Raw genomic sequence first — 26995 nt, 5'->3', positions numbered from 1 at the left:
GCACCTGCGCCAGGGCAAAACGCACAACGCCGCCTGGGCGCGAACCCAGGCGGCGTTGTGCTAGCCAATGCAAAGACGCGGTTCAGACCACCGCGGCCAGGACGAACGAAGTCACCGTGTTCTCCACCCCGGGCATGGCAGCGATTTCCTTCCACACATGATGCACCCGCTCCGGGCTGGAGGCCTCGACGCGCAACATCAGGTCGAACTCGCCGCTGAGCACTTCACACTGGATCACCTCAGGGATCTGGCGAAGCGCATCGAGTACCGCGTCACCGCGCATGCGGTCATAGCGGTAGACGAAGATCACCGCGTTGATCAACGACGCCGGCCGTCTGCCCTCACCGATGCGCAGGGTGTAGCCCTGAATGGCGCCGTCGCGCTCCAGGCGCTCGATGCGCTGGCGTACCGCATTGCGCGACAGGTTCACCTTCAACCCCAATTCGGCGTGGGCGATACGCGCATTGGCGGTGAGCTCGGCGAGAATGCGCTCGTCCAGGGGGTCGAGGATGCGCTTCATCGCCCAGCCTGCAACCGAGTCAACAAGGCATGAACACCGGCCAGGTCGTCAGCTGCCAACAGCGGCCCATCGCCCGCTGTGCCGACCGCGCCGGCGGGCACCTCACCGTGCCAGGCCCCCAGCTCCGCCAGCAGCTCGGCAGACTTTTCGGGGGCAAACTGCCCCAGCGTGACAATGGGCGCACCGATGTTGCGCCGGTGCAGGCGCCCGGCGAATACCCCTGTCGCGGCATGAGGGTCTACTGCGCTGCCCGTTTCGTGGAACAGCGTGACAATTTCTTCGCGAATCAGCGCGTCGTCCACGGCATAGGAGTCGAACAGCATGCGCGCATGCAACCACTGGCGGTTGCCGATGCTCAGCTCGCCGCACGCCTCGAAGTGCTCCATCAGTGCCCGGGTCGCCCCGCCATCGCGGTCATACAGTTCCCAGACAAAGCGCTCCAGGTTGGAGAACAGCGAAAAGTCCATGACCGGTGACAAGGTCTGGCTGGTTGAGCCACGGCTGTAGCGGTTGCAGTGGATGAACCGGTGCAAGGCATCGTTGCGGTTGGTGGAGACGATGATCTGGTTGATCGGCAGGCCCATTTTCTGGGCAATGAACCCCGCGTAGATCTCGGCAAAACTGGCCGTGGGGATGCTGAACCCGACCGGGCGTATGCCGCCACCGAGCTGCAGCGCCGCATGGAAATAGAACACGATCTGCGCCAGCACACCGACCCAGTTGGTGGAGTTGAAGCTGACCGGAATCAGCCCGGGGCATGGCCAGTCACGCAGCAGCGCCGACACCAGCGACTGGCAATCGTCAAAGCTGCCATCCACGGCCACGCAGCTCACGCTGTCGGACGCGGCGCTGCGCATCACTGCCGCGCGGTCGGCGGGCGTGCCTGCGCTGGGGTATAGCGCCAGCAAGCCTGCTGCAGGGCAATGCCGCAGCGCCTCGATAGCCGCTACTGCGGTATCGCCGTTGCTGGCACCGACCAGCATGACCCGCTCGCACTCCGCCCCCAGAAAGTGCCGGACAAAGCGCGCCTGCAACTGCGCGGCAAAGTCCTTGGAGGACCGGGTAGGCCCATGGAAAAGCTGCAGGATCCATTCGTTATGGCCAAGCTGCTGCAACGGCGCAATGCCGCGGTGGCGGAACCCGCGATAGCTGTCGCTGACCAGCGCCCTGAGCGTAGGCTCGTCGAGGGTATCGCCGACAAACGGTGCCATTACCCGCCAGGCCAGTTCGTCGAAGGGCAACCACGACCAGCTGGCAATTTCCTGTGGGCTGAACACCGGCACCGAGGTGGGCACATAAAGCCCGCCATCATCGGCCAGGCCAGAAAGCAATGCCGTGCGGAAATCGACCCGTGTCTCGTTGCCGCGCGTGGATGTGTACTGCATCGGTGCTCCAGATAGCTACGTAAATTAACGATGCGCCATGGCCACCAGCCAATGGCTGAACGCCTGGGCATCGGGGGACAACGCTTCACCCAGGCCGCGTACCAGGAAAAACGACTCGCTTGCCTCGATACGCTGGGCAAAGGGAGCGACCAGCCGCCCCTCCTGCAGCAGCTCCTCTACCAGCGACGAGCGTGCCAGCGCCACCCCCAGCCCCAGCTCCGCCATGCGCAGGGTCGACACCAGCGTGTCGAACTGCAGGCCGCTGGAAGAATCGACCTGATCGGCACCGACCCGCTCCAGCCAGTAGCCCCACCCCTCCTCGTAACCCAGCACATGCAGCAACGGCACACGGGCCAGGTCGCGCGGGTCGCGCAGCGGGCAACCGGCCAGCAGCGCGGGTGCGCACACCGGCACCAGCACGTCGCGGGTCAGGCGCTGCGCCTCTACGCCAGCCCACTGCCCGCTGCCCCAGCGGATTTCCAGATCATCTTCGGCATCCAGCTCCTTGACCCACAGGTTGCTGATGTAGCGGATGTCCACCTGCGGGTGCGAACGCCGGAAGTCGGCCAGCCGGGGGGCCAGCCAGAAGTGCAGGAACGACAGGCTGCCCCGTACCTTCAGGGGCCGACGCTGGCGTTGCCCGAAGATTTCATTGGTGCCTACCGCAAGGCGGCTGATGGCGTCCTGCACCACCGGCAGGTAGGACTGCCCTTCTTCGGTCAGCCCCAGGCCGCGCGGCAGGCGCTTGAACAGCGCCACACCCAATTGGCTTTCCAGGTGACGAATCTGCTGGCTCACGGCCCCTTGGGTAAGGTGCAGCTCTTCTGCCGCATGGGTGAAGTTCAAGTAACGCGCCGACACTTCGAAGGCTCTCAGCCAGTTCAGGGGGGGGAGGGTTTTCTGAGTCATCGGCGGCATCTCGTGGCTAGGTTCCGGTGGCCTAGTATCACCTGCTCAGGCGGCCTCGGAACCTGGGGCGACAATTTCCACCGGGCCCGTACGGCGGCTGCGGTACTTGCACGTCAGCCAATAGGCCAGGTAGCACCAGGCAATGAAGGGCAAGCCGAAGTACAGGGCAACCCGCTGAGCTGGGTCGAAGGCAATGCCGACGCAGGCCAGTACGCAGCAGAAAATGGCCCCCAGTGGTACGAAGGGGTAGCCACGCACCCGGAACTTGAGGTCCTCGAGCTTGCCGCCGCTGGCGATGTAATGACGGCGGAATGCGATCTGGCTGGCCGCGATGCTGATCCACACCACCACCACGGCCAACCCTGAAATCGACACCAGCGCCAGGTAGATGGTGTCGGGGGCAAACACACTGCTCAACAGCGAAGCCATGCCGCCAGCCATGCTCAGCACGATCGCATTGAAGGGTGTGCCGCGGCGCGACAGCGTGGCGTAACGGCGGGGCATGTTGCCTTGGTCGCTAAGGGTCCAGAGCATGCGCGAAGCGGCGTAGAGGCCGGAGTTGGCGGCAGACAGCAGCGCGGTGATGATGACGAAGTTCATGATATCGGCCGCATACGGGATACCAATCATCGCAAAGACCATCACGAACGGGCTTTCAATAACCCCGGCCTGTTCACGCGGCAGCAAGGTGGCCACTACAAAGATGGTGCCGATGAAGAACAGCGCCAGGCGCAGGACCGTGGTGCGAATGGCCTTGGGCACGTTCTTTTCCGGGTCTTTGGTTTCGCCGGCAGCGATGCCGATCAGCTCGGTACCCGAGAACGCGAAGGCCACTGCCAGCAGGGTCATTGCAATGGACCAGAAACCGGTGGGGAACAACCCTTCACGGGTGAAATTGCCCAGCCCTGCACTGTGCGCCTGCTGGATCTCGAAGCCACCCAGAATGGCCCCGCCGCCCACCACCAGAAAGGCGATGACGGCCAACACCTTGACCAGTGACAACCAGAATTCGGTTTCGGCGAACGATCGCACCGAAATGATATTGCTGATGAACACCGCAGCGCCGAACAGCGCACTCCACATCCATACCGGCGTGTCGGGGAACCAGCGCACCATCAGGATGCCCGCGGCGGTGAATTCGGAGCCGATGGCCACCGTCCAGGTCAGCCAGTACATCCAGGCCACCATGTAACCGGTGCCAGGGCCGAGGTAACGCGTGGCGTAACTGCTGAACGAGCCGACTTCCGGCATGTGTACCGCCAGCTCACCCAGGCACATCATGACCAGGTACACCATGATTGCGCCAAGTATGTAGGCGATGACCGCGCCCAACGGGCCGGCCTGGTTAACGGTGTAGCCCGACGTGAGAAACAGGCCGGTGCCTATCACTCCGCCCAGCGCCAGCATGACGATGTGGCGGGTTTGCATATCCTGCTTGAAGGTATGCGCCGAGGCATTTCTAGTTGTGGTTGTCTGCACGGACATTGTGGGTTACTCATGAAAGTTGGCGGGCAAGGACGTAGCAACGACCTCGTCTTGGCAGAGCGAATCGAGTTGCCTTGCATATTGTTTTTGTTCGACTTCATGAAGTGGCACCCACCACACGGGTGGGTGCTACGCGCCAGCCTCAGGCCTGCACCGGGCTCTGGCAGGCGTCTGCGTCAGCGTGCAATTCCTTTGCGACGGCCAGTTCCTCACGCACCGATGCACAGGCCTGTGCCAGGTCCGCCAGCAGGTCATCGGTTTCCTCGATGCCCACTGAAATGCGCACCAGCCCTTCGGAAATGCCCAGCGCCAGGCGCTCTTCCAAAGTGTTCTCGACATGGCTGGTGGTGCGCGCCGGGCCATAGATGGTCTCTACCGCGCCGAGGTTGCCGGCCCGGTGGGCATACTTCAGCCGCGGCAGCAAACGGGCCACGGTCGGCATGCCGCCCTTCAGCACGAAGCTGACGATGGCGCCAAACCCGCGCATTTGCGCCTTGGCAATGGCATGCCCGGCATGCGCCGGCAAACCTGGGTAGTTCACCGCTTCAACCAGCGGCTCGGTGCTCAGGTAATGGGCCAACGCCATGGCACTGGCTTGCTGCTGGCGCAGGCGCACTGCCAGGGTCTTGATACCGCGGATGATCAGGTAGGCCGAGAACGGGTCCAGCGCCGCACCGTTGATTTCCCGGTAGTGCCGCACCTGGGCCATCAACGCCTCCGCGCCGCACACCACGCCACCCAGCACGTCACCATGCCCGGACAGAAACTTGGTTGCGCTGTGCACCACCACATCCACGCCCAGCGCCAGCGGGTTCTGGTTCAGTGGCGTGGCAAAGGTGTTGTCGGCCACCACCAGCGCCCCCACCTTGTGCGCAGCGGCGCTCAGCCGACGAATGTCCAGCACCTTCAGTGTCGGGTTGGTGGGCGTTTCCAGGTACAGCAGGTCGCAACCGGCGGCAATCTCGCGCTCCAGCGCTTCAGTGTCCAGGGTATCGCACAGGCACACTTGCACGCCCATGCGCGGCAGGAACTCTTCGAAGATCTTGTTGGTGCCGCCATAGCTGTCGCGGGTCGACACCACGCGTTTGCCGTTGGACAGGAAGGTGTGCAGCACGGCACTGATGGCCGCCATGCCGCTGCTGAACGCGACTGCCGACTCGGCTTGCTCCAGTTCGGCCAGTTTTGCTTCCAGCGTGGCGACCGTGGGGTTGCTCATGCGGCTGTAGATGAAGCCCGGCTGCTTGCCCTGCGCCACGTCGTACCAGGCATCGATATCGTTATAGCCATAAGCGGCGCTGACCACGATCGGGGTCTGCGTGGCGTTGTACGGGTGCTGTACCTGTTCCCCGCTCCACACGACCCGCGTCCCCACACCGGCCGCAGCATTGCCCTCGAATTTTTCGTTGTTGTTCATATCCGGTTCCCGCCCAGCTGAGTTGTGTACACCGATGCAGCATCGGCCTTCAGCGGACTATAGGGAGATGGCGGGGGCCTGAAAAACGATGGAATCCGGGTCTGACTGGCGTTTTTTTTAATGGCTGCGGGCCGGGCGCTGCAAAAGCCGCCCGGCCATGTGGGCGCTTAGGCCAGGTTGCGCTTCAGCTCGGCGATATGCTCCGGGCCGATGCCACAGCAACCGCCGACCATGCTGGCACCACGCGCACGCCAGTCCTTGGCCCATGCCAGGTAACCCGGCGGATCGAGGTCTTCGCGCAGTTCGTCCAGGCCATCGTTGGCAGTGGCTTCTTTGGGCTGCGGCGGGAAGGCGTTGGCATAGGCACCGATGGCAATCTCGGCGTTGTGTCGCTCGATGACCGAGCGCGCGACATCAATGGCGGCGCCTATCACCTCCGGCTGGCTGCAGTTGAACAACACCGCAGCCACGCCCAGGCTGACTGCGGCTTCGATGGCTTCGGCCACCGGTTCACCGGAACGCAGGCGCGGAACCTCGTCGACGTCCTCGTCCTGCAGGGTGAAGGACACCCAGAACGGCCTGCCGTCTGCCGGCAAATGGCTATGAATGGCCCGCACTTCGGCCACGGAACTCTGGGTTTCGGCCAGCCACAGGTCAACATGCGGGGCCAGGCCCTGGAGCAGCGGGGACAGCACCTCTGCCACACGCTCGGGCTGGAACAGGTCTGGGCGGTAGGACCCGAACAGCGGCGGCAGCGAACCGGCCACCCTGACCGGGTGCGCGCCGCTATCTGCCGCGTGCCGCGCAAGCTGGCCTGCGATATGGGCCAGCTGTCGCCCTTCGGCGGCAAAGCGTTCTTCACCGATGTGGAACGGCACTACCGCATAGCTGTTGCTGGTGATGACCTGCGCACCCGCCTCAATGAAGGCTGCATGCACACCCACGACCGCCTCCGGCGCCTCGCTCAGCGCCAGCGCCGACCACTCGGGCTGGCGAAACGGTGCGCCACTGCGCTGCAGCTCTCGGCCCATGCCGCCGTCCAGAATTACCATCGTTCGCTCTGCCATATAACTTCTCTGAAGGTTCTTATGAATAAAATTCATTATGGGGATTGGCGGTTATAACTATTAAATACCCTATCACCCATTTGCCCAACATATCAGGTATGTACATGCGATTTTCTTCTCTGCTGGGTGCGGGCCTTGTACTGCTCGCAACTGCCACCCAAGCCTTTGCTGGCGCCACGTTGGAGCGGGTTGAATCGCGCAAGGAAATGGTCAACGTGCTGATGGAAAGCTACCCGCCGTTTTCCTTCCTCAATGACCACAACCAGCTCGACGGTTACGACGTGGACGTGGCCAAGGCAGTGGCCGACAAGCTCGGCGTCAAACTGCGCCTGGAAACACCGTCCTGGGACGTGATTGCCGCTGGCCGCTGGAGCGGGCGCTACGACATCTGCATTTGCTCGATGACCCCGAGCAAGGCGCGCGCCGAGGTGTTCGACTTCCCCGTGGAGTACTACGCATCGCCCGCCGTGATCGTGGTCAATGCCTCGGATGAGCGCATCCATGGCGCCAAAGACCTGGAAGGCCGCAAGGTGGGTTCGATCAGTGCATCGAGCTACGAAAGCTACCTGAACAAGAACCTGGTCATTGAAGGCAAGGAAGACCAGAAGATCGATTACCCGTTCGACTTCGTGCAGGCTGCGCCCTACGACACTGAAAACGTCGCCTTCCAGGACCTGGGCCTGGGCACTGGCGTGCGCCTGGACGCCATCATTACCAACCTGGTGACCGCGCAGCCGCGCCTGCAGCAAGACAAGCGCTTCAAGCTGGCCGGTGCGCCGCTGTATGAAGAGCCCAACGCGGTGGCCATCGAAAAAGGCGACCCTGAGTGGGATGCCAAGGTACGCCAGGTGTTCGCCGAGCTGAAGGCTGATGGCACCCTGGCCAAGCTGTCGCAGAAATGGATTGGCGCCGACATCAGCAAATGAGCACCTTCCCTCCCTCCCCCAAGCCCGTGGCAAAGCCTGCGGGCGCCGGCCTGTTCGGCTTTCGCACCCGGTTACTGCTGACCTGGCTGGCGCTGTTCGGGCTGTTTGTCGCCTTCTTCCTCAGCTTTGACCTGAAGTTCGCCATCATTCTGGAGAAGTTTCCCAACCTGGCCGGTTTCAAGCTGGGGCCCAATGGTTTTCTGCAAGGCGCCGCACTGACCCTGTTCCTGTGCCTGTGCTCGATGGTGGTATCCGTGCTGCTCGGCTTTGCCGCCGCGCTGGCACGGTTATCCAACAGCGCGGTGCTGGTGGGTGTGGCCAGCTTCTACACCTCGTTCTTCCGTGGCACGCCGCTGCTGATCCAGATTCTGCTGATCTACCTGGGGCTGCCGCAGGTGGGCCTGGTACCCGGCGCCATCAGCGCCGGCATCATTGCCTTGTCGCTGAACTACGGCGCCTACCTGAGCGAAATCTTCCGCGCCGGCATCCTCGGCGTGGCCCGTGGGCAGCGTGAAGCAGCATTGGCGCTGGGCATGCGCACGCCGCAGATCTTCTGCCACATCATCCTGCCCCAGGCCATGCGGGTGATCATTCCGCCCACCGCCAACCAGTTCATCTCGATGCTCAAGGATTCGTCGCTGATTTCCGTGATGGGGGTTTGGGAGGTGATGTTTCTGGCGCAGTCGTATGGGCGTTCGAGCTATCGCTACCTGGAAATGCTGACCACCGCAGCCGTGATCTACTGGGTGCTGTCGATACTGCTGGAACTGCTGCAGGCGCGGCTGGAACGGCATTTTGGCAAGGCTTATCAGCGCTGAGGGCTGCCACACGGCCCTTGCAAAATCATCTACGCAGGCACGACGTGCAGGAGCGCCACCAGGGCGCTCCTGCATCGACCGCGTCAACTGAAGCCGCTTTGCTGCTCACAAAGCTTTCATCTCGGCAATATCCCGCGCCACCTGGTCTGCCGAGTGGTCGAACATCGCCTGTTCCTGCGCATCCAGCGGCAACTCGATAATCCGCTCAAGCCCCTTCTCTGCCAGTACGCAGGGCACACCCATGGCGATATCCGTTCGCCCATACTCGCCCTCAAGAATCGCCACCGCCGGCAAAATACGGTTCCGCCCATTGGCGATCGCATCGACCATCTGCGCAATGGCCACGCCCGGTGCATCGCAAGCGCTCCCCATCTTCTTCAACCCCAGAATCTCGCCGCCGCCCTTACGTGTGCGTTCGACAATCTGCTCGATCTGCTCATCGGACAAGAAGTGCGACAACGGCACCGAGCCAATCTGGCAGTAGCGCATCAGCGGCACCATGCTGTCGCCATGCCCGCCCAACACCAGCGCCGTGATATCCCGTGCAGAAAACCCAGTTTGCTCAGCGATAAAACACTTCATGCGCGCGGTATCCAGCACCCCCGCCTGCCCAAACACCTTGTCGCGCCCCTGCCCGCTGACGCTCCAAGCGCGATAGGTGAGGACATCGACCGGGTTGGACACCACCAGCACCGTCGCTGTCGGCGCGTGGTGTTTGATGTCCGCCATGATGCTGTCGAGGATTGGCAGGTTGGTACTCAATACATCCTGGCGCGACTGGCCGGGCTTGCGCGGCACGCCGGCCGTGATCACCACCAGCTCGGACCCCTCCAGCATCTCGGCTTTGGCCCCGCCGTGAACATGGGTATCGGAACCTGAATCCACCGCCGCCTGCCAAACGTCCAGCGCCTTGCCTTGCGCCAGTTCACCCTGCACGTCCATCAACACCAGCTCACGGCACAACTCATCCCGGGCGATGATCTGCGCCGCCGCCTCGCCGACCAGGCCGGCACCCACAATCGTTAATTTGTTCACCAGACACCTCCCAGCGGCGCGCGCCACCAGGAACACGCCTGCGTATAGAGAGAAGTATTGCCTGCCGGGGCCAAATGGCCACCCAAGATGATGCGACTACCTTCACTTGACAGTATTCCACGGCAGCGCGAATACTTTGGCCAGATTCATATAGATGACCATACAACAAGGTGAATCAATCGATGAACATACTGCCCAAGTGCCCCGTCGCCACACCACCACCCGCCGGCCTGAGCGCCACGCCTCCATGCTGCCCATCTTCCGTTACCAGGCGCCCGCCTGTGAGCGGCAGCTAGCGCAAAGCCGCGTTCCCTTCCTCGAAACCGCAGCAGCAGCCGCAACGGCAGCCACCTGGCATGCCCCGTGGAAACGCCCGTCACGCCTTCAAACCCTGAGTGCACGCCAGCCCAACCGAGACTCCTTGAATGACTCCCTTAGATATACAGCTATTACTGACAGCATTGGCCAGTGTTCTGGTGCTGGTGGCGCTCATCGTTTCGCGCCTGAAAATGCACCCGCTGCTGGCCTTGCTGGTGGTGTCCATTGGCGTGGGCTTCGCGACGCATATGGCGCCAGGCAGCATCGTCTCCCACCTGCTCACCGGCGCCGGCAAGACACTGGGCGCAGTGGGGGTGGTGATTGCGCTGGGTGCGATGCTCGGCAAGATCCTGGCTGACGCTGGCGTCACGGAGCAGGTCGCGGATGTCATCCTCAAGCGCACCTCCGACCGCATGATCCCTTGGGCCATGATGCTGGTTGCCTTCGTCATTGGCATCCCCATGTTTTTCGAAGTCGGCCTGGTGATCATGCTGCCGCTGATATTCAGCGTGGCGCGCAAACTGGAAAGCAAGGCGCGCTTCAAAGGCTCGGCGTATGTGTATGTAGGTGTGCCGGTCATTTCGGCGCTTGCCGCCATGCACGGCATGGTACCGCCGCACCCAGGCCCCTTGACCGCCATCGCCGTGCTCAAGACCTCGGTTGGGCCCACCATGCTCTATGGCTTCCTTGCCGCCATTCCGGCAATGATCCTGGGCGGCCCGCTGTACGGCATGTTCATTTCACCGCGCATGAACACGCGGCCCGATCAGGCATTGCTGGACCAGTTCACACTGGCTGATAAAGCCGATGGCCAACCCCGCCCCGGGGTAATGGTCGGCATGCTGGCCGCATTGCTGCCGGCCATCCTGATGCTGGTGCATGCCGTTGCCGAGATGCTGCTGCCCAAAGGCAATGCGCTGCTGGAACTGGCCAGCTTCCTGGGCAACCCGCTGATCGCCATGCTGCTGGGCGTGCTGTTCGCCGGCGCCAGCCTGGTGCTTGCGCGCGGCGGCGACGCCGAACAGCTGCGCGATGCGCTGGGCAAAAGCCTCAAGCCGATCGCCTCGATCATCATGATCATTGCCGGTGGCGGTGCCTTCCAGGAGATGCTGACCAGCGCCAAGGTTGGCGATGCCATTGTGCACCTGACCCAGCAATCTGCCTTCCCTCCCCTGATCCTGGGGTGGCTGATCGCGATGCTGCTCTCGGTGTCTACCGGTTCCGCCACGGTCGGTATTGTGGGTGCTGCCGGCTTGCTGGCGCCGCTGGCAGGTGCAGACCCCAGCCTAAACCTGCCTTTGCTGGCCTTGTCCATCGGCTGCGGTTCGCTGTTCTTCAACTATGCGAACCATGCAGGCTTCTGGATGGTGAAAGAATCCTTTGGCATGACCATGGGCGAAGCCACCAAGACCATTTCGGTGGTGCAGTCCATCGTGGCGGTGGTCGGGCTGATGGTGGTGTTGATGTTGAATGCGGCCATCACCATAGGTTGAACTCGAGTCAACGGGGGCTGCGCAGCAGCCCCAATCTGGCCCCCCCTCGAGCAACGATCTGGCCTAACGCTGCAGATCCTGCTCGCTTCGTTCCATTACCTTCCCACACTGCTCACTGGCCAACCGGCTGATGATCCGGATCGCTTGATGGATACCGGCCGTGTTGCGAAAACTCAGCCGCGGGTTGTGTTCGCACTCGAGCATTTCGTCGTGCTGGACCAGGGCCTCGCCTAGCAGTTCCAGGGTCCAGGCGTAGCTTTGGATGGTGGAGAGGCGTTCTTGGTCAGACATGGCGGGCCTCCGGTTGGGTGGAGACGAAGCGGGGTTGGTTGAGGGTGACGTAGCTGAGGGCCGTTGAGGAACGGCGGGGGAGAACGGATGCGAGGGTCCTGCTTGGACTTGAGATAAGCATGCATGAGGCTCCAAGTTTTAGTTGGAGCTGCCACGATCCTTCCTACGGGATTGGGTGACAGCTGTGTGCGGGGTAGGAATACCGGGAAACTTGGAAACCCGGCCAGGCCGAAGCCTGCCCACACACAGCCGCCATGACACAGCACGGCAGACGCAAAAAAAGCGCCAGCTGTGATGCAGGGGCGCCTAGTGCGTGCGCCAAGTTTACCAACGGGTTCCTACGCCCGGTCACGGGATTTACCGTGACGGAGAGATTTAGCCTCACATTGGTTGGTCGGGCAATAGGGTAACTTGTAGGAAACGTCTACGAATAACGTATGAATCGCGCCGATAGGATGACAACCTTTAAAAACCAATGACTTCTGCGCCTGTAGCAATGAGCTAAGGATTAATCGCTAACCTGCCAGAGCAGCCGTGGTTTCGACTTCAACGTAGCTTGACTCTCCACCTCCCTGTGCCCCCGACAACCAACCCCATACGAAATGAAGTGTGGTGCGCCCTGCATCATCCACCCCTACCCGGCCACGTGACCATCCGGCGAGAATTTCGCCGTCATGAGTGATGCAGTGGTAAAGCAGTTCGATAGTATCGAGGCCAGTTACCCGGCCTATCTGGTGGCCGGTACGGATTCGGCCACCCTGGTAGGTGCTGGTGATAGCAATACCTTCGACCTGGTAATGGAAAACCGTACCAGTACCTGACAGCCCCTGAGTATTGTTGGCAACCGCGAAACGACGATTGTGCAGCCGGTCTTTGACTTGGGCGAAGGTGCTTTCCATGGCGGTGTATTCTCAATGTGGGATGCCGAGACTAAGACGCTTACTACCACGGCTGCAACAGAACGGCACTGGAGTGAGGTATTTGAGCCAGGAGTCGCGTCGAATTTCTGCCGGACGTCCCCCCAAAAAATGGCTGGCAGTTGCCGAATTTCAACGGAATTCCGTAATGAACAAACCACGAAAAAGCGGGTTTAAGGGGGTCTAGAGATTTTGGTCGCTCTCAGTGAACGCTGAATTGGTGCGGAGACAGACGGACGGTTGTTGGGCGTCAGGGCCCGGTTTTCACGGGGCTGGAATTTGGTGGTTTTATAGACGTACCTCATAGGGTATCTATAAACAAATCAGCTATTTATGGCTTTCAGTGGAATCGAATCGGGACTTGCGAAGGATCCAGTGAGAGCTACGACCGCCGTGGCATCAACGTTCACGCCTTGATGAATCCATAGGTCACCCACATCCAAGCGAAGCCAAAGGCCGTCAGCCACGTGGATACCTGTAGAGCCAACTTAAGTTTTGCAGGGAAGTTTTCTAGTTCTTCGATGTCCAGATGCCCTCGGCGCATATGTACGCCAGGCCAAGTGAGTATTCCACAAAGAAACGTTATCAGCAGCCACCGAGCGCCAAAGCGCCGCGTGCCCAAAAACAGCTTCATTTGCTCCAGGCCGGGATGACTTTGGATAGCCGAGGTTGCAACAGTGAAATTTCTTGTACCCGCGATGAATGCACTGACCGCACCACCGGCCAACGCGATCACGAACGGACACGCCAGCATTATCCACTTCAGCCACACGGGCCAACTCTCGAACTCAGTCATAATGTGATTCGTAGATCAGCTCGCCCATTTGCTCACCGCCCTCCGCACCGGCGATGCTCCCAGCAAAAGCCCCTCCCCCGACCAGCGCAATGCCACATACCGGCGCCCCGAAACCCGCGGTACCAGCAGAGAACACCCCACATACAGCGAGCGCAGTGATCCCAGCAATCTTGCCACCCACGATCCCTCCCGCCAGCCCCCCAGCGAAAGCACCTGCCTCAAACAAACGAATTTTTTTGCAGCCTTCGGTTTCCCCTGCACGGCAGGCCTCTTGGACTTTCAGATAGGAAGATGTACCACCTAAGCCAATTCCGACATGCCCACCATACCGAAGGTACTTACTAAGCTTCGCCACTTTGTCCAAGTATGTGGCGTACCCAGGAATCTGCCCTGGCCCACCGGCTTTCGACCAATGATGCACAAGGCTCTTGGTCGAGATATTCAAGCTTTTCTTCAGCCGCTCGTAGGCCCCTAGATTCAGATGTTTATTTAGAAAAGTCGCCTTCAGCTGACCATCTAGCTGTTCCAATAACAGCCGTCGTTCGGCGAAGAAGGATGGGCTATTCAGATGGCCATGGCGCAGAAATTCTTGCTGATGCAAACGCTCGATGTTGCCAAGTGTGCTGCGAAGCTGCCGGAGGCCGTGGTCCATCATGTCCTTACCCACACCCATGGAGAGACTGGCGTCACTAAGCAGTCCGGCAATTTCAGCCTGATACTCCATCATGAAATCTGACTCGGCAAAATCGAGTACAGCCAAGGAACGTCGCGCGCGCTCGGCGGCCGCCATGAGTTGGCCCTCCTCCTGGGTGCAGGCATAACCGTTATCCGGATCGCCGATGACGAAGATTTCCCCTGCCTTGAACCCCTGTTCGAAAGTCGGGTTCAGGCGTTGCAGGTACGAAATGGGCAAGGTCGAATCATGGCTAGCCAGCTCCAACAGAATCTGCGGGAACGACATGCTCCGGGGCACCACATAGAATCCCGGCTGCATCTGCCCAGGCAACCCGCCAACCATGGCGGGCGAAGCCCCTGCCAAAGCGCTAGAGCTCCCAGGGCCAGTGGGTGTGAGGCTAGTGCGTACGGCAACCGGCAGCCGCGGCGGGGGCATTTCCCCTAAAGGCGCCACCACCCGGTTGCTACCCTCTGGGCAACCGCAATCAACTAACGCGCCATCCATCGCGACTGGCTGGCCATCCGAGATGAAGTGCCACACCCCTTCGACGACCTTTCCTTCCAGCCCGCAAAGTGGACAAGGTGTGGTGGGATCCCCCATCCTCAGGACCATTCGTCCCTCGTCGAGGTAACCTTCCCCGGTGGCGATGCAAATCGCACCTGTGGTGGTCACATCACCGTCTACTGCTTGGCCAAGCCCATCCAGACTGACGCGCATTTCAGAGTCCCTTGCGAACTGTAGGAGCGAAAGAACCTAACAGCTAAGAAGGGGCAAATGAGGCCTCGAGCAGCCAACGAGACGATTCCTACAAGCAACGCGGATTTAGGACTAGGCACGACCTAGCGGTTTGAGAACGGGACAGCGGGAACAAAAAAGCCCGCACAAGGCGGGCTTCTATTGGTGCCAGGTAGCGAGAAATCGCCATAGGCCAACTGATTCTGGTGCCGGAGACAGGAATCAAACAGTGGACGATATGACCAGTATCTACAGGGGAATCTAGCTAATCGCATGAAGCCGTATCCCTAAATGTATCCCTAAAGCAAAAGTCACCTCACCGGAGTCGAAGCCGGGAGACCGTCTAGGATTAGCTGAACCCAACCCAGAGCACTGCCATATGACTACCACGCCCCAAAATCTCAACACCATGCTGCGCACACTGCTGAAGATGCATGAGGAAGGCCAGGAACTCGAGAGGACATTCATCGAGTCCAATGCGGAAATTTTTGAGCAACTGTGGGCGAAAGGTTACGGATGCTACCGAATCACGAGGATGCAGGCCGGTAACATCAGGCCTCGTAGGGAGTATGCCGGCCTGCTAACCCCACGCGGCATTGAGGCGGCTCGAGCCCTTGGCGGTTAATGCACCGCAACACTCCTGCTGGGATCAATGAGCTGACTGCAAGCGAAGCCTCATTCTTGCAGTTGGCAAGATAATTCGAGGGTTAACCAATCATTTGGGTGGGTTCACCCAGTGAAGCAGTTCACTAAGCTGTGAACGCTCCCGCTAACAAGAAAGCGCGGGTTCCCAGCCCCGTATGTTGCGCATACTCCCAGGGTCCCCGGCTGGTTACAGAAAACGGGAGATCGGGACTACCTGTACCGCTGAAGGCGTGAACATATAGGGGCATGGGGTTTCTAGCTAGCCAACTCTATCCAGCGGTGTAACAGGTGTAATCCGTGTAACCAGCACTACTAATCTATTGATTTTAAAGGCCTAAAGCATAGTTACACGCTAGCTTGGCCGCTCGTGCCTTGCAGTGTAGCGGTCGGATCGGTGTAACCACCGATAATGAGGTTCTATTGCTGAGCACTGACAATAGGTCGTTACCATTCTATTTGCCGTTAACACCACGGCATGTCGGCCTGTAAGCTGTACAGGAGGCCGCCTACCAACTCTCTCAGGATCGTTAGCGATTCGTCACCAATCCTGACAGAGAACCCCATGACTACACCCATCCGCCGAGCAACATCCCTTCGCCCAGAACAGTTCAAGCACCTGATCCGCGTAGCATCCGTGACTGGCCGCCTACCAGAGCGCGACGTGATGCTTATATGGCTAACACACACGACTGGCGTTCGCGTTACCGAGCTGGCCTTGCTGGAAGTCGCAGACGTGCTGTATCCCAGCGGGGCTATTAAACCCGAGGTGTATCTGCGCGCAGCCATCACAAAGGGCTGCCGACCGCGCAACGTGTACCTGACCCATCCAGGATGCGTCGCCGCCTTGGAAGCGTGGATCACAATCCGCTTGCGGCGCCGCTGGGCGCTTTCCGGTACTGACGAATACCGAGGTCTACGCCCAAATTCGAAACTGGTCACTACACACAAGGGCCATGCCTTTGAACTGGCGTTCAAGCACCGTGAACTGGAGGGGGGACCAAAGGTGTACCGGGCTTGTGATTCGCTGCAGCAGACCATCAGCAGGCTTTACCGGCAGGCAGGTATCAAGCTGGGATCTTCTCAAAGCGGCAGGCGCTCCCTGGCGGCCAAGGTGCTGGCGGCAACAGGAGATGTTGAGACGGTGCAGACTATTCTTGGCCATTCCAGTCTTGATCACAGCAAGCCTTATTTGGCCGTTGACCAAGCGACGGTCCGGCATGCATTCGAGGTTGCACTGGCATAGCGACATCAGTAGTGTTCATTGGATCCATCTTTGCACTGGAATTGCCCCATGCACACCCACCCCCTGCTGTCGAACGTGAGGCCCATGCCGTAGGAGGGGCACAATCCACGGCGCCCAGGATCGAGCAGGTAAAATGCTCAAACGCGCATCAAGGACACGATCGTCCAGCCATGTGCCATAACGCTCGCAGCAGTAAAGCGGGCTCACTGCTTGACTAATTGAAAAGGACCTCTTTCCATGAGTCTGTCTGAAAGTCTTCGCTTGGCTGTGCTTATCGACGCTGACAACGCCAGTTCGTCCGTGGTCCAAGAGCTTTTGCAGGAGGTAGCAACCCTAGGGACTGCTACCGTCAAGCGCGCGTATGGCGACTGGACCACCTCCAACCTGTCGGGTTGGAAAAACCACCTGCACAAACATGCGATCCAACCTATTCAACAGTTCGCCTACACCCAGGGCAAGAATTCGACAGATTCGGCGTTCATCATTGATGCCATGGATTTGCTATATGCCGGAAACGTGGATGGGTTCTGCATCGTTTCGAGTGACAGCGACTTCACACGGCTTGCCACACGTTTACGAGAGGCCGGCAAGCATGTGTACGGACTTGGCGAACGTAAGGCTCCTGAAGCTTTCAGAGCCGCCTGCGAAAAGTTCGTGTTCTTCGAAGTGCTCAAAAAGCCAGCCCAGAATGCGGCGCCAGTGGCCATCGAAGACCTGCCTGACCTCAAGGAAATTCTGACCCAAGCTATCGAGGCCAAAGCGCGCGAGAACGGTTTCGCGCCGCTGTCGGCAGTGGGTAGCTACATCCAAAAAAACCACACCTCGTTTGATCCACGAAACTATGGCTTTGCCAAATTGAGCACGCTGGTGCGCGACGTGCCCTACATCGAAGTGAAAGAGGTGCCCTCTGGCGAGGTTCTCCACATTTACATTCGAATGAAGGCCTAAATGGAAGGCTGGGGAACGGAATGCCCCGGACACAAATGTAAGTGAGCTTCGTGCGCCTCTCTCCGAAAGTCTGACCATTGATCGGCTCGACGCGATAAGACGTAGGCTAGGCTCTATCTGGATGAAAGAGCCGAAGACGGCGCATGGAGCAAGCTCTCTAGACCATCACGCCGTAGCTTCTTGTAAGCTATTGAAGCTCAGACAATGAGGCGGTCCTATGTTCAGCCAGCGAACCTGCCGCTGGATGAAGTTGCGCTGTCGATAATTGTACAGCTAAAAATTTCGGTAACCTGAGCCAGGGCTTAGGATTGATGGAGTGCACCGTTATGATGGGTTTGACTCGATATTGGTCGCAGCACCGGCAGAAGGCCTCAGCGGGGTAATCATTTTCTGCAAGCAACGATTTGGAACGCTTGCAATGGCGGCCCCGCTGGCTTGCTGGGATGCAGTCATCAACTAGCATTGGCTGGGCATAGTCGATTTCATCGGTTTACCCGCCGGAGAGAAATAAATGCAACGGCACGCTTTTAGCGTCGCAGAGCATATGGATGTTGGTAAACCACACCACCACAACTGCAATCTAAAACGTGTTCAGAGGGCTCGTCAGGCCCCTTTTTCCGTACCCAGATCAGGCAAGGGTAAGGGATTACCTCGAAAAGCCTTTAGGCCGAAATCGTTACCTGGCCAACTCTAATTACTCCGCCAATCTATAGCTGCCAACAATATTATAGTAGGCGTAAAGCAAAAACATACTTTGATCAAGGAGAGGGGATAAGTCTATGAAGATTTTCGAAGCTACAGCGGATCAAATTATTAGGCTCAAGGATTTTGAATTAGTAGATTTACTACGGAGGCTCATAAGTGCTGAACTTAAAAAAAATGGGATCCCCCTTGGGTCTGGCACAGCACCGGCCCAGATAACCATCGCCGATGGCGGGGAAGATGGTCGCGTTTCATGGTCTGATGGACCATTAAAAACAGACTTCATCCCACACCGCTATACAATTTTTCAGTGCAAGAAAAGCGCCCCCTCCCCTTCCAGCCTCAAAGAAGAAACTTGGACGAAAGCATCTCAAGGAAAAGGTAAGACGAGGGAAATTAACGAGGCGCTAGCCGAGACGATAAAAAACGAGGGCGCGTATATAGTAATCACTGGAAGCCCTGTCGTAGGAGTGAAAGTTACACGTCGCATCGAAGCGGTGAAGCAAGGTATCCGTGAAGCAGGTGGAGACCCTTCTAAACTTTCCGCCATTGACATTATCGATGCGAATAAACTTGCTACATGGACAACTACTCACCCCTCTGTGGCGTTGTGGCTTAACTCAACGCTGAGCGAGATACACCTACACGGTTTTCGAAACTATGACGAATGGTCATTGCACCCTAATATCACTGAAACGAAATTCCAATGCATTGGAGAGAAACGCCTTTTAATGCGCGGAGCTCCTATTCGCGCATGGAAGAAAGACCGAGAAGATCTGGAAGACCTTCAAAGTGTCGAGACCTTACGGACATCTCTAGAGGAGTTCTTCAAAGCCTATGGCCGAACGATTCGTATTATAGGCCCTTCTGGCTACGGCAAGACAAGACTCGCACATGCTTTATTTGGTAGTGAAAGATCTGGAGACTATCTCGACCCCAGGCAAATCGTTCATGTATTCTATGATGATGTAAAGCACATTATCGTCAACATTGCACGGGAGATTGCCTTATCAGGATCCCCGTGCATTCTAATCGTCGATGATTGCCCTGATGAAGTCCATACTCGACTTTGGGAGGCAATGGGCCGTGGGAAAGCTAATAGCATCCTACTAACAATAGGTGTAGAAACCAAATCTGACTCGCTCGACAGAAACTTAGTAATTGAATTAAAAAAAGCATCAGACGAACTGATAGAAGGTATAGCCAGTGACATTTCAGGCGAGAGCACATTAAGCGATAACCATTTTGTGCGCGAACTAGCCCAAGGATTTCCAAGTATGGCGGTCCTGGCTGCTCATGCCGCCAGAAACGGAGACGAGCAATTATCATCTGCTGAAGCGCTTGTCGATCGCATCGTATGGGGAGAAAAGCAACAAGATCAGGATGCATTATTTGCGCTTCAAACTCTAAGTCTCTTTACTGCCCTCGGCGTCGAAAATGAGCCAAGCAAAGAGCTCAATGAAGCTTCCGAGTTCATCGACATGAAACCCCAAACTATGTTTCGCTTGTTAAGCAGCTTTCGGGACAGGGGTATTGTGGGGCGCCTAGGAGACTATGCACATGTGCAACCCATTCCACTTGCGATGCGACTTGCTAATGGTTGGTTAGCATCAATGCCTAGAGGAACTCTTGAGCGTCTGTTTCGTGAAATAAGCCCAACACTTCAACTTCGCCTTGCTGGACGTTTGCGCTGGGTTTCGTGGTCAACAGAGGTAAATAGCGCAGCAGAACGACTTCTCGGCGAACTTCTGCCAACTCAAAGCGATCTTAATACAGAACATGGCTCAATGTTGCTAGACCGATTCGTTCACCTTGCTCCCGACCGAGTCATGGAGCATTTGAACAACTTACTTGGAGACCAAACGCTAGATGAATTGTTGGACTTCAGTTCAGGGCGACGCCACACAGTCTGGGCGCTTGAGAAGCTGGCATTCAGAAAGGAAACTTTTACAGACGCTGCAGCATTGCTGCTTAAACTAGGTGCAGCCGAAAATGAAAGCTGGGGCAACAATTCAAGCGGCCAGTTCAAATCGCTTTACAAACTACACCTCTCTGGCACTGAGGCTGAGCCACCTTGCAAATTAGCGCTTTTAGACAACGCCCTACTAAGTGAGGACTTGAGAATACGAAGTATATGTGTTGATGCTCTGGAAAACATGCTGTATACCGATCATTTCTCAAGATCGGGTGGACAAGAGCGAATCGGGACATCAGAGCCACTTTCTGACTGGCAGCCGAAGACTTACGGTGAAATATTCGATTACTACCGCTCTGCTCTAGTTCGCTTAAAAGATATTGCACTTAACAACAAAGACCCTCTCCAAGCCACAGCAATCAACCATATCGGCAATCACCTTCGCGGGTTGTTTAGTATCCCGGCAATTTACGAAGATATATTGGAAACAATTAACGGCATCCGAGCGGCTCATCCGCGCTGGCATCGTGGGCTATCCGCCGTTAGTGACTGGCTATACTTTGATCGAAAGTCCGCCCCACAAGAATATATAAATCGGCTACGCACCCTTTACGACGACCTGATGCCCAGCGAACACCTGGAACGAATTTTAATATATAGCGCCGGCTGGCGAGTTGAACTTCATGACCCAGATGTTCCTTACAAAGAAGACGGTGAAAACGATTACTATTACGCCGACAGAATGATTGAAAGCTTAATTACAACCTCGCCCATGGAGAGCGCTTACTTCGAGTCAACAGTAAAGGCATTTACTGAAGACACTTACCATAACGCCGGCTCCACATTGACTCGAATTGCAATGCATGTAACAGACCCCCACAACCTCGTTGCATACACCCTTGGTTTTTTGGGAGATGAAAATGGGCTTCACACTACAGCTTCAATGCTTCGTAGCATTCTCTATGGCATCAATAAAGTCAATGGAGAAGTAGCCCGCCTGCAACTCGAAATAATTTTAAGCAGAAAAGAACTTTCACCCTACACTGCCGACCTGATTTCCTCCGTTGGAGTGGACGATAGGCTTTTCGGCTTACTGATCGATCGTCTGCGTGTAGGCGACATGTCACCCTGGAGCGCCAATTCACTTGGTCATGTGGCGGAGATGAAGAGTGTATCCAGCAAACTAATCACTGAGCTTATTGATGTGCTAATCGCTTCAGGAGCGGAAGGGGCTTGGGCAGCCGTAGACTTCCTTACTTATTTCCTGCACAACAATAAAAAACTTGCAGCTACAGAAGCGCTCCTTATTAAATCCGCAGTCATCAACCCTAACCTTTTACTGAAAGAACAGTTTGGGCACATGGACGCGTACCATTGGAAAGAGCTCACCAAAAAACTATTCGAGGATGACTTCCTTGATCCCAACTTTGGACGAGACCTGACCCAGTTCATTACATCAATGATTGATATACCGGACTACAGCGTTCAGCTTTCCTTCCGTGAATATGCACGAGACATATTGAAAAAAATGATTGACGCCCACCCTGAGATCGTTTGGATGGAATATACAGAACGCTTAAAACTATCCCCTAAAAAGAAACACAGACTTGCGACATTATATGGAACAGATATAGGAAACCCTGCTGAAGGAGGGGTATTAGACTATATGCCCTTAGCCATCATCGAACCATGGATGCTGGAGGATAAAAGCCAAAGACTACCTGTGATATTGAGCTGGATTAAAATCTTTGAAGATAACGAGTCAACCGGACATTGGAACTCAAAGTTCGTTATATTTCTTGAGCGACACATTAGCAATGCCGAGGAATTGACACCCCTTATCTCCCGACTCACAACAGGTAGCTGGTGGGGCTCCTATGCTAATAAATTAAACCCTATAGTTGAACGACTAGAAGCTCTAGCCAAAATTATTACTAACCCTGCTGTACGTCGATGGGCAGTCCAGACTCGACACTCTCTTCTACGTGCAATTGAGCGCGCTCGGCACGACGAAGAAAATCGTGACATCGGATTCAGACTGTAATTCTATAAAGACCACACAAGCATACGACTTAAGCCAGTACAGAGATCAATAATTTCTGCACGGCTTAAGTCGTAATCGATGTCCCAGATATCCAGTCGCTTACATCTTCCGCATCACCCAAACCTAATTACCAAGGAGATTGACGACACCTACTGACGGGCACCCTTGGTCAGTGTAAATACGCACCAATCACAACTAACCATTTCGGACACATATTATTCAAAAGCTCTCAACTAACGGATCGAGACTCGGAATATTTATATCGATAATTTCGGCAGGAGAGTAACGATAACTCATACCAGCCAAGTCACTTTCCTCCCAACTTTTAAAGCTCTCTAGTTGACTACCAACATAGAAACGATGAAATGCCATCTGCTCGCGCCCCATATAGCGTTTCGCTGCATATAGCTTGGCGCCCAGATCAAGAAGTTCCTTAACCGACGCATCCCACTGCTCTTCCAAGCGTTCCAAAGCTATTACTACTGCAGAGCGTTCGGCCTTCAGGACTTCGTCTGCAGCCTCTTTGATATGCGCGTCGATCGTTTCGATTTCCTGCTCCATGGCAGTGATCAGCAAACCTTGGCGCCGCTGATGCTCCATCGCTGAACTCAAAGCTTTGGCAGCCTTCTGCGCGTCATCAGCGGCCTTTTTCTCGCCCTCATCATCGCTCCAAGCAACGGCTTGAGCATAGGCCCGTGCGGCCTCTTCTTCAGCCTGACGAGCATCAGCGATGAGCTTCTCGGACTGGCTCTTGGTTTCCGCCAGCCGAGTATTCAGAACCCTCCGTTTACCCTCTAGGTCCGCCTTATCGGTTGCCCAGTTGCTCATGGTTTCCTTGTAGTCAGCCATCAATGCGGAGCTGTTAGCTTTCCGATCGAACCATGCAATTTCCTGATCGATAACCGAAATTTTATACTCGACGTTATCGACTTTCGATCTCGCTTCTTGGAGAGGAATCTTAAGGCTCTGTCCGTTCGGCGATTCAGCGAAATCTGGGTCCTCCAAATGCACTTCCCATTGGGTGATTTGCTGTTCTAGTTCATGGAGGGCCGCTTGGTGTTGACTGCGTTCAGTGTTCAGTTGTTCGAGGCTTTTCATTGATCTGTTTTCCTAGAGTTGAGGTGTGGGGTAAGTGGCTGGCGAGGCCGGACACGCCGGCGTATGCCTCACGTGCAAGGGCTGCTTTTAGGCAGCCGCCGTCTCAGCCAGCGGACTCTCGGTGCTCGGCTCACTGAGCACCACATAACAGCGCTGCATTCCCATGCCAGGCAGCCTCACAGTGCAGGACGCCTTTCCATCCTTACCGCTCTGTAGAACACCTCGCTCTATCAGCTCGCGATTAACGGCCGTGATGTTCATTCCCCGGAACACCTCAGATCGCCACGCCTCCGGGAGCACGTAATACGTGATGGTCGTATGCATGGTGTCGCCCATGCCGTGCTCCATTGTTTTGCGGAAGCCCAAACGGTCGATTGTGCGAGGGCCATGCTCATCAATCTTCGCGGCGATGGACTCCCACCGTGTGAACCGGCTCTCACCGAAGCGCTCTATGATTTGTCGCAGGCGAGCCATGATGGCTTCCCCCTCCATGTTCCCAGCACCGCCGCGCTCCGCCAGCCAGGCGTGCAGACAAACGCGAGCTGCCGTGAGTGCAGCGCCGTCAGGCCAGCCGGTCACGCCCAAAGCAGTGGCGAGCTCGCCCGCTGCGCCGGCCAGGCCGAAGCGCAGAGCAGCACGCTGGACCTGCCCACTTGCAGACGCCGGAAGGTTCTGTGCGATGAACTGCTCGACAGTACGACGCATGATGCTAACCAGACCGGGAAGCTTGCCGGGAGCGCAAAGGGCCTCCAGGAATGCTGTGAGCGGCGTGCCGTAGAACTTGCTCACCCGCAGCTTGAGTGCATCGGAGAGCGTCGCGGCATCTTCAAATCCACACAGGGTGTCGAACATCCCTAACCCTTTGCTGGCGTTCGCCGGTACCGCCAGCATGCGAACCTCCATGCCAGCCTTGAGCTCTTTGTTGGCTTCAGCCATGTGTTGCGCCAGCGTCTTCTCACCGGTCGAAAGAAACAGCAGGCGCCATTCCTGTACGGTACGGCCTGCTTGTCCTCGATCATTCGCCCGGGCTTTACCGGTGCCGTTGCCGAGCATGTAGACGGTCTCGCCGATAATGCGAGCGTCGCACATGCCGATTTCATCCAAGATCAACAGTCCATCAGAGTGCGCTGCAGCGATTGACTCAAGCGCGTTGTCGGTCGACCTCCATGACCGTACCAAACGTGGTCCGCCGTAAACCGACGCGGCTACCTGCAAGTGCGTGGTCTTCCCACCGGAACTGTCACCATAAAGGTGAAAACCGCCGGACTCGTGTCCCAGCAGATGAAGCAAGGGGCCGGCAAAGGCCGTGCTGACCACAAACGCCAAGCGATGATTACCGACACAGAGAGCGCCGATCTGGCTCTGCCACTGCTCTAGGGTGCCCGCCTCGTTGATTGGCGGGAGTTGGGCTCCAGCGTCATAGAAATGCAGGTGCTCGCCATGCTGACCGATCTGACGATCAGGCAGCAGGAATGCGTTGTTGTGCCAGCCCAAACGGGTAACCAGTCGTGCGCGCTGCGAGCTATCAAAACCCTGCAGATAGCTCTGCAGGTCGTTACGCGCATGCCTGCCTGACCTAGAGCCGGCCAGGCGCAGCCCCATGTCGACCAGTGGACCCAACACGTCTTTGCCGAAATCGCCGGTCATAGTGCGCGCCGGGATGTTCCAACGCTTCTTTTCACCGTCGGGGTCGTCGAACTCGACCAGAAGTCCCCAGTTGTGTCCCTTCTCGTCGCGGGTGCGCGCGAGAATCTCAAGGGGCGAACATACGGGACGTGCCTCACCATCTTCAGTGGCGTAGAACACGCCTTCTTCTGTCAAGCGGAAGCCAGTCGGGAGTAGTTCCCGACTATGGCGAGACTTCACTTTCTCTGCTTTGCTTGGCCTCGCATCAACCAATTCCTCAACCGATTGAGCGCTCTGGTTCGAGCCGCCGACCAGCTCTCCAGTGCTAGCAAGCAATGCGAAATGCGCAGCAGTCCACCCTTTCTCCAGTGCGTCGGCGGCGTCATCACCGTCACCCCATCGGCCGCCTTTGGTGAAGCTCGGTGTTTCGCCCTTGAGCACAGGCTTGCGCTTAAACACCGCTAGCTCGATGGTTTGAACTACACAACCAATTTCCGCCAGCTTGGTGGCTATCGCCTGCATGCATTTGGCGCCGCTGTCGTCGTTATCGGGCCACAAGAGCACCTCACGTCCCTGCAACGGGGTGAAGTCCGCCTTGTGCCAAGAGTTGGAGCCGTTTGGCCAGCAGGTGGCCACGTGACTGGGCAGAAGCACCTGCGCTGCATCAGCGGCCTTCTCGCCCTCGCACAGAATCACTGGAGCGTCTGGCTTCTTATCCAGCTCGTCCAGGCGTAACAATGGTCGTGGCCCAGCTAGCCCCTGCCAGCGCCATTGAGCCGGACCCTGCGCGCCACGCATGCACCACGTGAGCGGCGTAAATACCTTCTTGGCGGGTTCTTCTGGACTACCGGCGACATCGAATCGATAGAGAACCATCAAGGGCTCGCCTTGGCCATTGCGGTAACACCAAACTTTCGACGGAGCCCCATGCTGTCGGTGCTTGCTTGGGCATTTGGTCATCGCCTCAGCGGGGATCGGTAATACCGCCTGCCATTCAGCAGTTGCTGGCTTTTTAACCGGCTGAGCCGGGATCGCGGTACGAGGATCAATACGCAGAAACTCGACCAGCTTCTGGCATGCATCAAAGTCAGACGAGCTTTCGAGATAGCGCACTAGGTCGATCAGATCGCCGCCTTTGTCACCCGTTGCAAAGTCAGCCCACGTGCCCTTCGTCAGGCTAATCTTCAGAGAGCCAGCGTGCTTGTCATTTCTGGTCGGGTTTGGTGCGGTGTATTCCTTACCACCGTCTACACGCTTTCCGTTCGGCAGCCAGTGCGAGAGCACTCGGTCGATCTGACGCAGCGCCTCAGCTTTGACCTGTGCAAAGGTAGGGCGACGGCTGTTGACTTTTGTTCCGCTCATGCGCCACCGCCTTGGGCAGCTTGAAGCCCTGTGGCGACGTCATCGATGAGGGCTTTAGCCATTTCCCCGAGATAATGAGCAGCCCAAACTACCGTACCATTCTCATTTTCCATCCCGCCTCGTAGAGTGAGCTTATTTATGCAGTCCATCAGAAGAGAGGCTTGCTCAAGCGCTTCCTCACAAGAAACGCCGGCATTAACACGGAACAGCGGTGAACCCTGCGAGTTGCAATTGGCAAAGGTGGCGCCGCCGGCGGTGTTGATCACCAAAGAGGCCTTCATTGCGCACCTCCAGATACCGAGCGACGGCTAGATTCGTCAGCATGAATCACCAAGGTGCGAATCAGCCCCAGCGTCCCGCGTACGTCCCACAGGGCAGCGGCGATCACGCAGTTTGCCAAGCGAGGGGCGTCACATTCGAACTGATCTTCTAGCAGCAGCAGAACAGCGTTCGCACGCTCTACCGCGCAAGTGATGGCATCGACTGGAATACCGGCATCAGTCTGTTTAGGAACAGCGAGGATATCTTCGGGAAGGGCCATAGTCAGAGAAGTGCTCATTGCGCCCCCCCTGTACTTTCCAGGGCGCGGGCTTTGGCCATATGGTCGTTGTAACGGGCAAGACGAGT

Annotated in this window: 21 protein-coding genes; 6 read left to right on the top strand and 15 right to left on the bottom strand. The window is 57.4% G+C overall.

From position 1 onward, the window contains the following. Window positions 1-82: 82 nt before the first annotated feature. The 6 genes from V7787_RS26320 to V7787_RS26295 all read right to left on the bottom strand — a co-directional run bounded on the left by V7787_RS26320 (window position 83) and on the right by V7787_RS26295 (window position 6765). The gene (locus V7787_RS26320; protein ID WP_014589620.1) at window positions 83-520 is read right to left on the bottom strand and encodes an Lrp/AsnC family transcriptional regulator; all 438 of its coding nucleotides are present in this window, start codon (window positions 518-520) and stop codon (window positions 83-85) included. Next, window positions 517-1905 (bottom strand): threonine synthase, encoded by a 1389-nt coding sequence (locus tag V7787_RS26315; protein WP_104886704.1) that lies wholly within the window; start codon window positions 1903-1905, stop codon window positions 517-519. Before V7787_RS26315 ends, V7787_RS26320 begins: the two co-directional genes overlap by 4 nt. Window positions 1906-1929: 24 nt before the next feature. After that, window positions 1930-2814: a LysR substrate-binding domain-containing protein gene (locus tag V7787_RS26310; RefSeq protein WP_064492831.1), complete on the bottom strand. Its 885-nt coding sequence runs from the start codon at window positions 2812-2814 to the stop codon at window positions 1930-1932. A gap of 45 nt (window positions 2815-2859) precedes the next feature. Further along, window positions 2860-4299, bottom strand: a complete 1440-nt coding sequence (locus V7787_RS26305; RefSeq protein WP_064492826.1) for an amino acid permease — start codon at window positions 4297-4299, stop codon at window positions 2860-2862. A 142-nt stretch (window positions 4300-4441) separates the two neighbouring features. Continuing rightward, entirely contained in the window at window positions 4442-5713 is a 1272-nt protein-coding gene (locus V7787_RS26300) for a cystathionine gamma-synthase family protein (RefSeq protein ID WP_010951917.1), read from the bottom strand. 167 nt (window positions 5714-5880) lie between these two features. After that, window positions 5881-6765 (bottom strand): homocysteine S-methyltransferase family protein, encoded by an 885-nt coding sequence (locus V7787_RS26295; protein WP_198747363.1) that lies wholly within the window; start codon window positions 6763-6765, stop codon window positions 5881-5883. Between the two features lie 119 nt (window positions 6766-6884). Between V7787_RS26295 and V7787_RS26290 the strand changes: the two genes are divergently transcribed. Continuing rightward, window positions 6885-7706: an ABC transporter substrate-binding protein gene (locus V7787_RS26290; RefSeq protein WP_003247511.1), complete on the top strand. Its 822-nt coding sequence runs from the start codon at window positions 6885-6887 to the stop codon at window positions 7704-7706. Further along, the gene (locus tag V7787_RS26285) at window positions 7703-8524 is read left to right on the top strand and encodes an amino acid ABC transporter permease (RefSeq protein ID WP_003247513.1); all 822 of its coding nucleotides are present in this window, start codon (window positions 7703-7705) and stop codon (window positions 8522-8524) included. Before V7787_RS26290 ends, V7787_RS26285 begins: the two co-directional genes overlap by 4 nt. 105 nt (window positions 8525-8629) lie before the next feature. On the opposite strand, the gene V7787_RS26280 is transcribed toward V7787_RS26285, so the two are convergent. Then, window positions 8630-9559, bottom strand: coding sequence for a malate dehydrogenase (locus V7787_RS26280; RefSeq protein WP_198747362.1), 930 nt, complete (start codon window positions 9557-9559; stop codon window positions 8630-8632). Window positions 9560-9984: 425 nt separating this feature from the next. Here V7787_RS26280 and V7787_RS26275 point away from each other — a divergent pair, with 425 nt between their 5' ends. After that, window positions 9985-11370, top strand: coding sequence for a GntT/GntP/DsdX family permease (locus tag V7787_RS26275; protein WP_198747361.1), 1386 nt, complete (start codon window positions 9985-9987; stop codon window positions 11368-11370). A 63-nt stretch (window positions 11371-11433) separates the two neighbouring features. Here V7787_RS26275 and V7787_RS26270 read toward each other — a convergent pair whose 3' ends face one another. The 4 genes from V7787_RS26270 to V7787_RS26255 form a co-directional block, all read right to left on the bottom strand. Then, a complete protein-coding gene (locus V7787_RS26270; protein ID WP_014755271.1) occupies window positions 11434-11661 on the bottom strand; it encodes a hypothetical protein in 228 nt (75 codons plus the stop codon). A 515-nt stretch (window positions 11662-12176) separates the two neighbouring features. Further along, window positions 12177-12560: a hypothetical protein gene (locus V7787_RS26265; protein WP_081273280.1), complete on the bottom strand. Its 384-nt coding sequence runs from the start codon at window positions 12558-12560 to the stop codon at window positions 12177-12179. 424 nt (window positions 12561-12984) lie between these two features. After that, a complete protein-coding gene (locus tag V7787_RS26260; protein WP_064492822.1) occupies window positions 12985-13374 on the bottom strand; it encodes a hypothetical protein in 390 nt (129 codons plus the stop codon). Next, complete coding sequence (locus V7787_RS26255; protein WP_266023759.1) at window positions 13367-14767, bottom strand: PAAR domain-containing protein; 1401 nt, start codon at window positions 14765-14767, stop codon at window positions 13367-13369. The genes V7787_RS26260 and V7787_RS26255 overlap by 8 nt, the downstream gene beginning before the upstream one ends. Before the next feature lie 1225 nt (window positions 14768-15992). On the opposite strand from V7787_RS26255, the gene V7787_RS26250 reads away from it, so the two are divergent. The 3 genes from V7787_RS26250 to V7787_RS26240 all read left to right on the top strand — a co-directional run bounded on the left by V7787_RS26250 (window position 15993) and on the right by V7787_RS26240 (window position 22282). Further along, complete coding sequence (locus V7787_RS26250; RefSeq protein WP_336090159.1) at window positions 15993-16673, top strand: site-specific integrase; 681 nt, start codon at window positions 15993-15995, stop codon at window positions 16671-16673. Between the two features lie 237 nt (window positions 16674-16910). Then, the gene (locus V7787_RS26245; protein WP_133970200.1) at window positions 16911-17621 is read left to right on the top strand and encodes an NYN domain-containing protein; all 711 of its coding nucleotides are present in this window, start codon (window positions 16911-16913) and stop codon (window positions 17619-17621) included. A 779-nt stretch (window positions 17622-18400) separates the two neighbouring features. After that, window positions 18401-22282: a hypothetical protein gene (locus tag V7787_RS26240; protein WP_336090155.1), complete on the top strand. Its 3882-nt coding sequence runs from the start codon at window positions 18401-18403 to the stop codon at window positions 22280-22282. Window positions 22283-22501: 219 nt separating this feature from the next. Here V7787_RS26240 and V7787_RS26235 read toward each other — a convergent pair whose 3' ends face one another. From V7787_RS26235 to V7787_RS26220, 4 genes are all read right to left on the bottom strand, one after another. Then, entirely contained in the window at window positions 22502-23380 is an 879-nt protein-coding gene (locus V7787_RS26235) for a hypothetical protein (RefSeq protein ID WP_336090153.1), read from the bottom strand. 87 nt (window positions 23381-23467) lie between these two features. Then, window positions 23468-26368, bottom strand: a complete 2901-nt coding sequence (locus V7787_RS26230) for a DUF927 domain-containing protein (RefSeq protein WP_336090151.1) — start codon at window positions 26366-26368, stop codon at window positions 23468-23470. Beyond that, complete coding sequence (locus tag V7787_RS26225; RefSeq protein ID WP_336090149.1) at window positions 26365-26649, bottom strand: DUF3077 domain-containing protein; 285 nt, start codon at window positions 26647-26649, stop codon at window positions 26365-26367. Before V7787_RS26225 ends, V7787_RS26230 begins: the two co-directional genes overlap by 4 nt. Continuing rightward, window positions 26646-26927, bottom strand: coding sequence for a hypothetical protein (locus V7787_RS26220; protein WP_336090146.1), 282 nt, complete (start codon window positions 26925-26927; stop codon window positions 26646-26648). The genes V7787_RS26225 and V7787_RS26220 overlap by 4 nt, the downstream gene beginning before the upstream one ends. Window positions 26928-26995: the final 68 nt, after the last annotated feature.

It is taken from the genome of Pseudomonas sp. CGJS7 (assembly GCF_036961695.1).
Note: the sequence above shows the minus strand (reverse complement) of the source record. Positions and strands in the feature narration are given on the sequence as shown.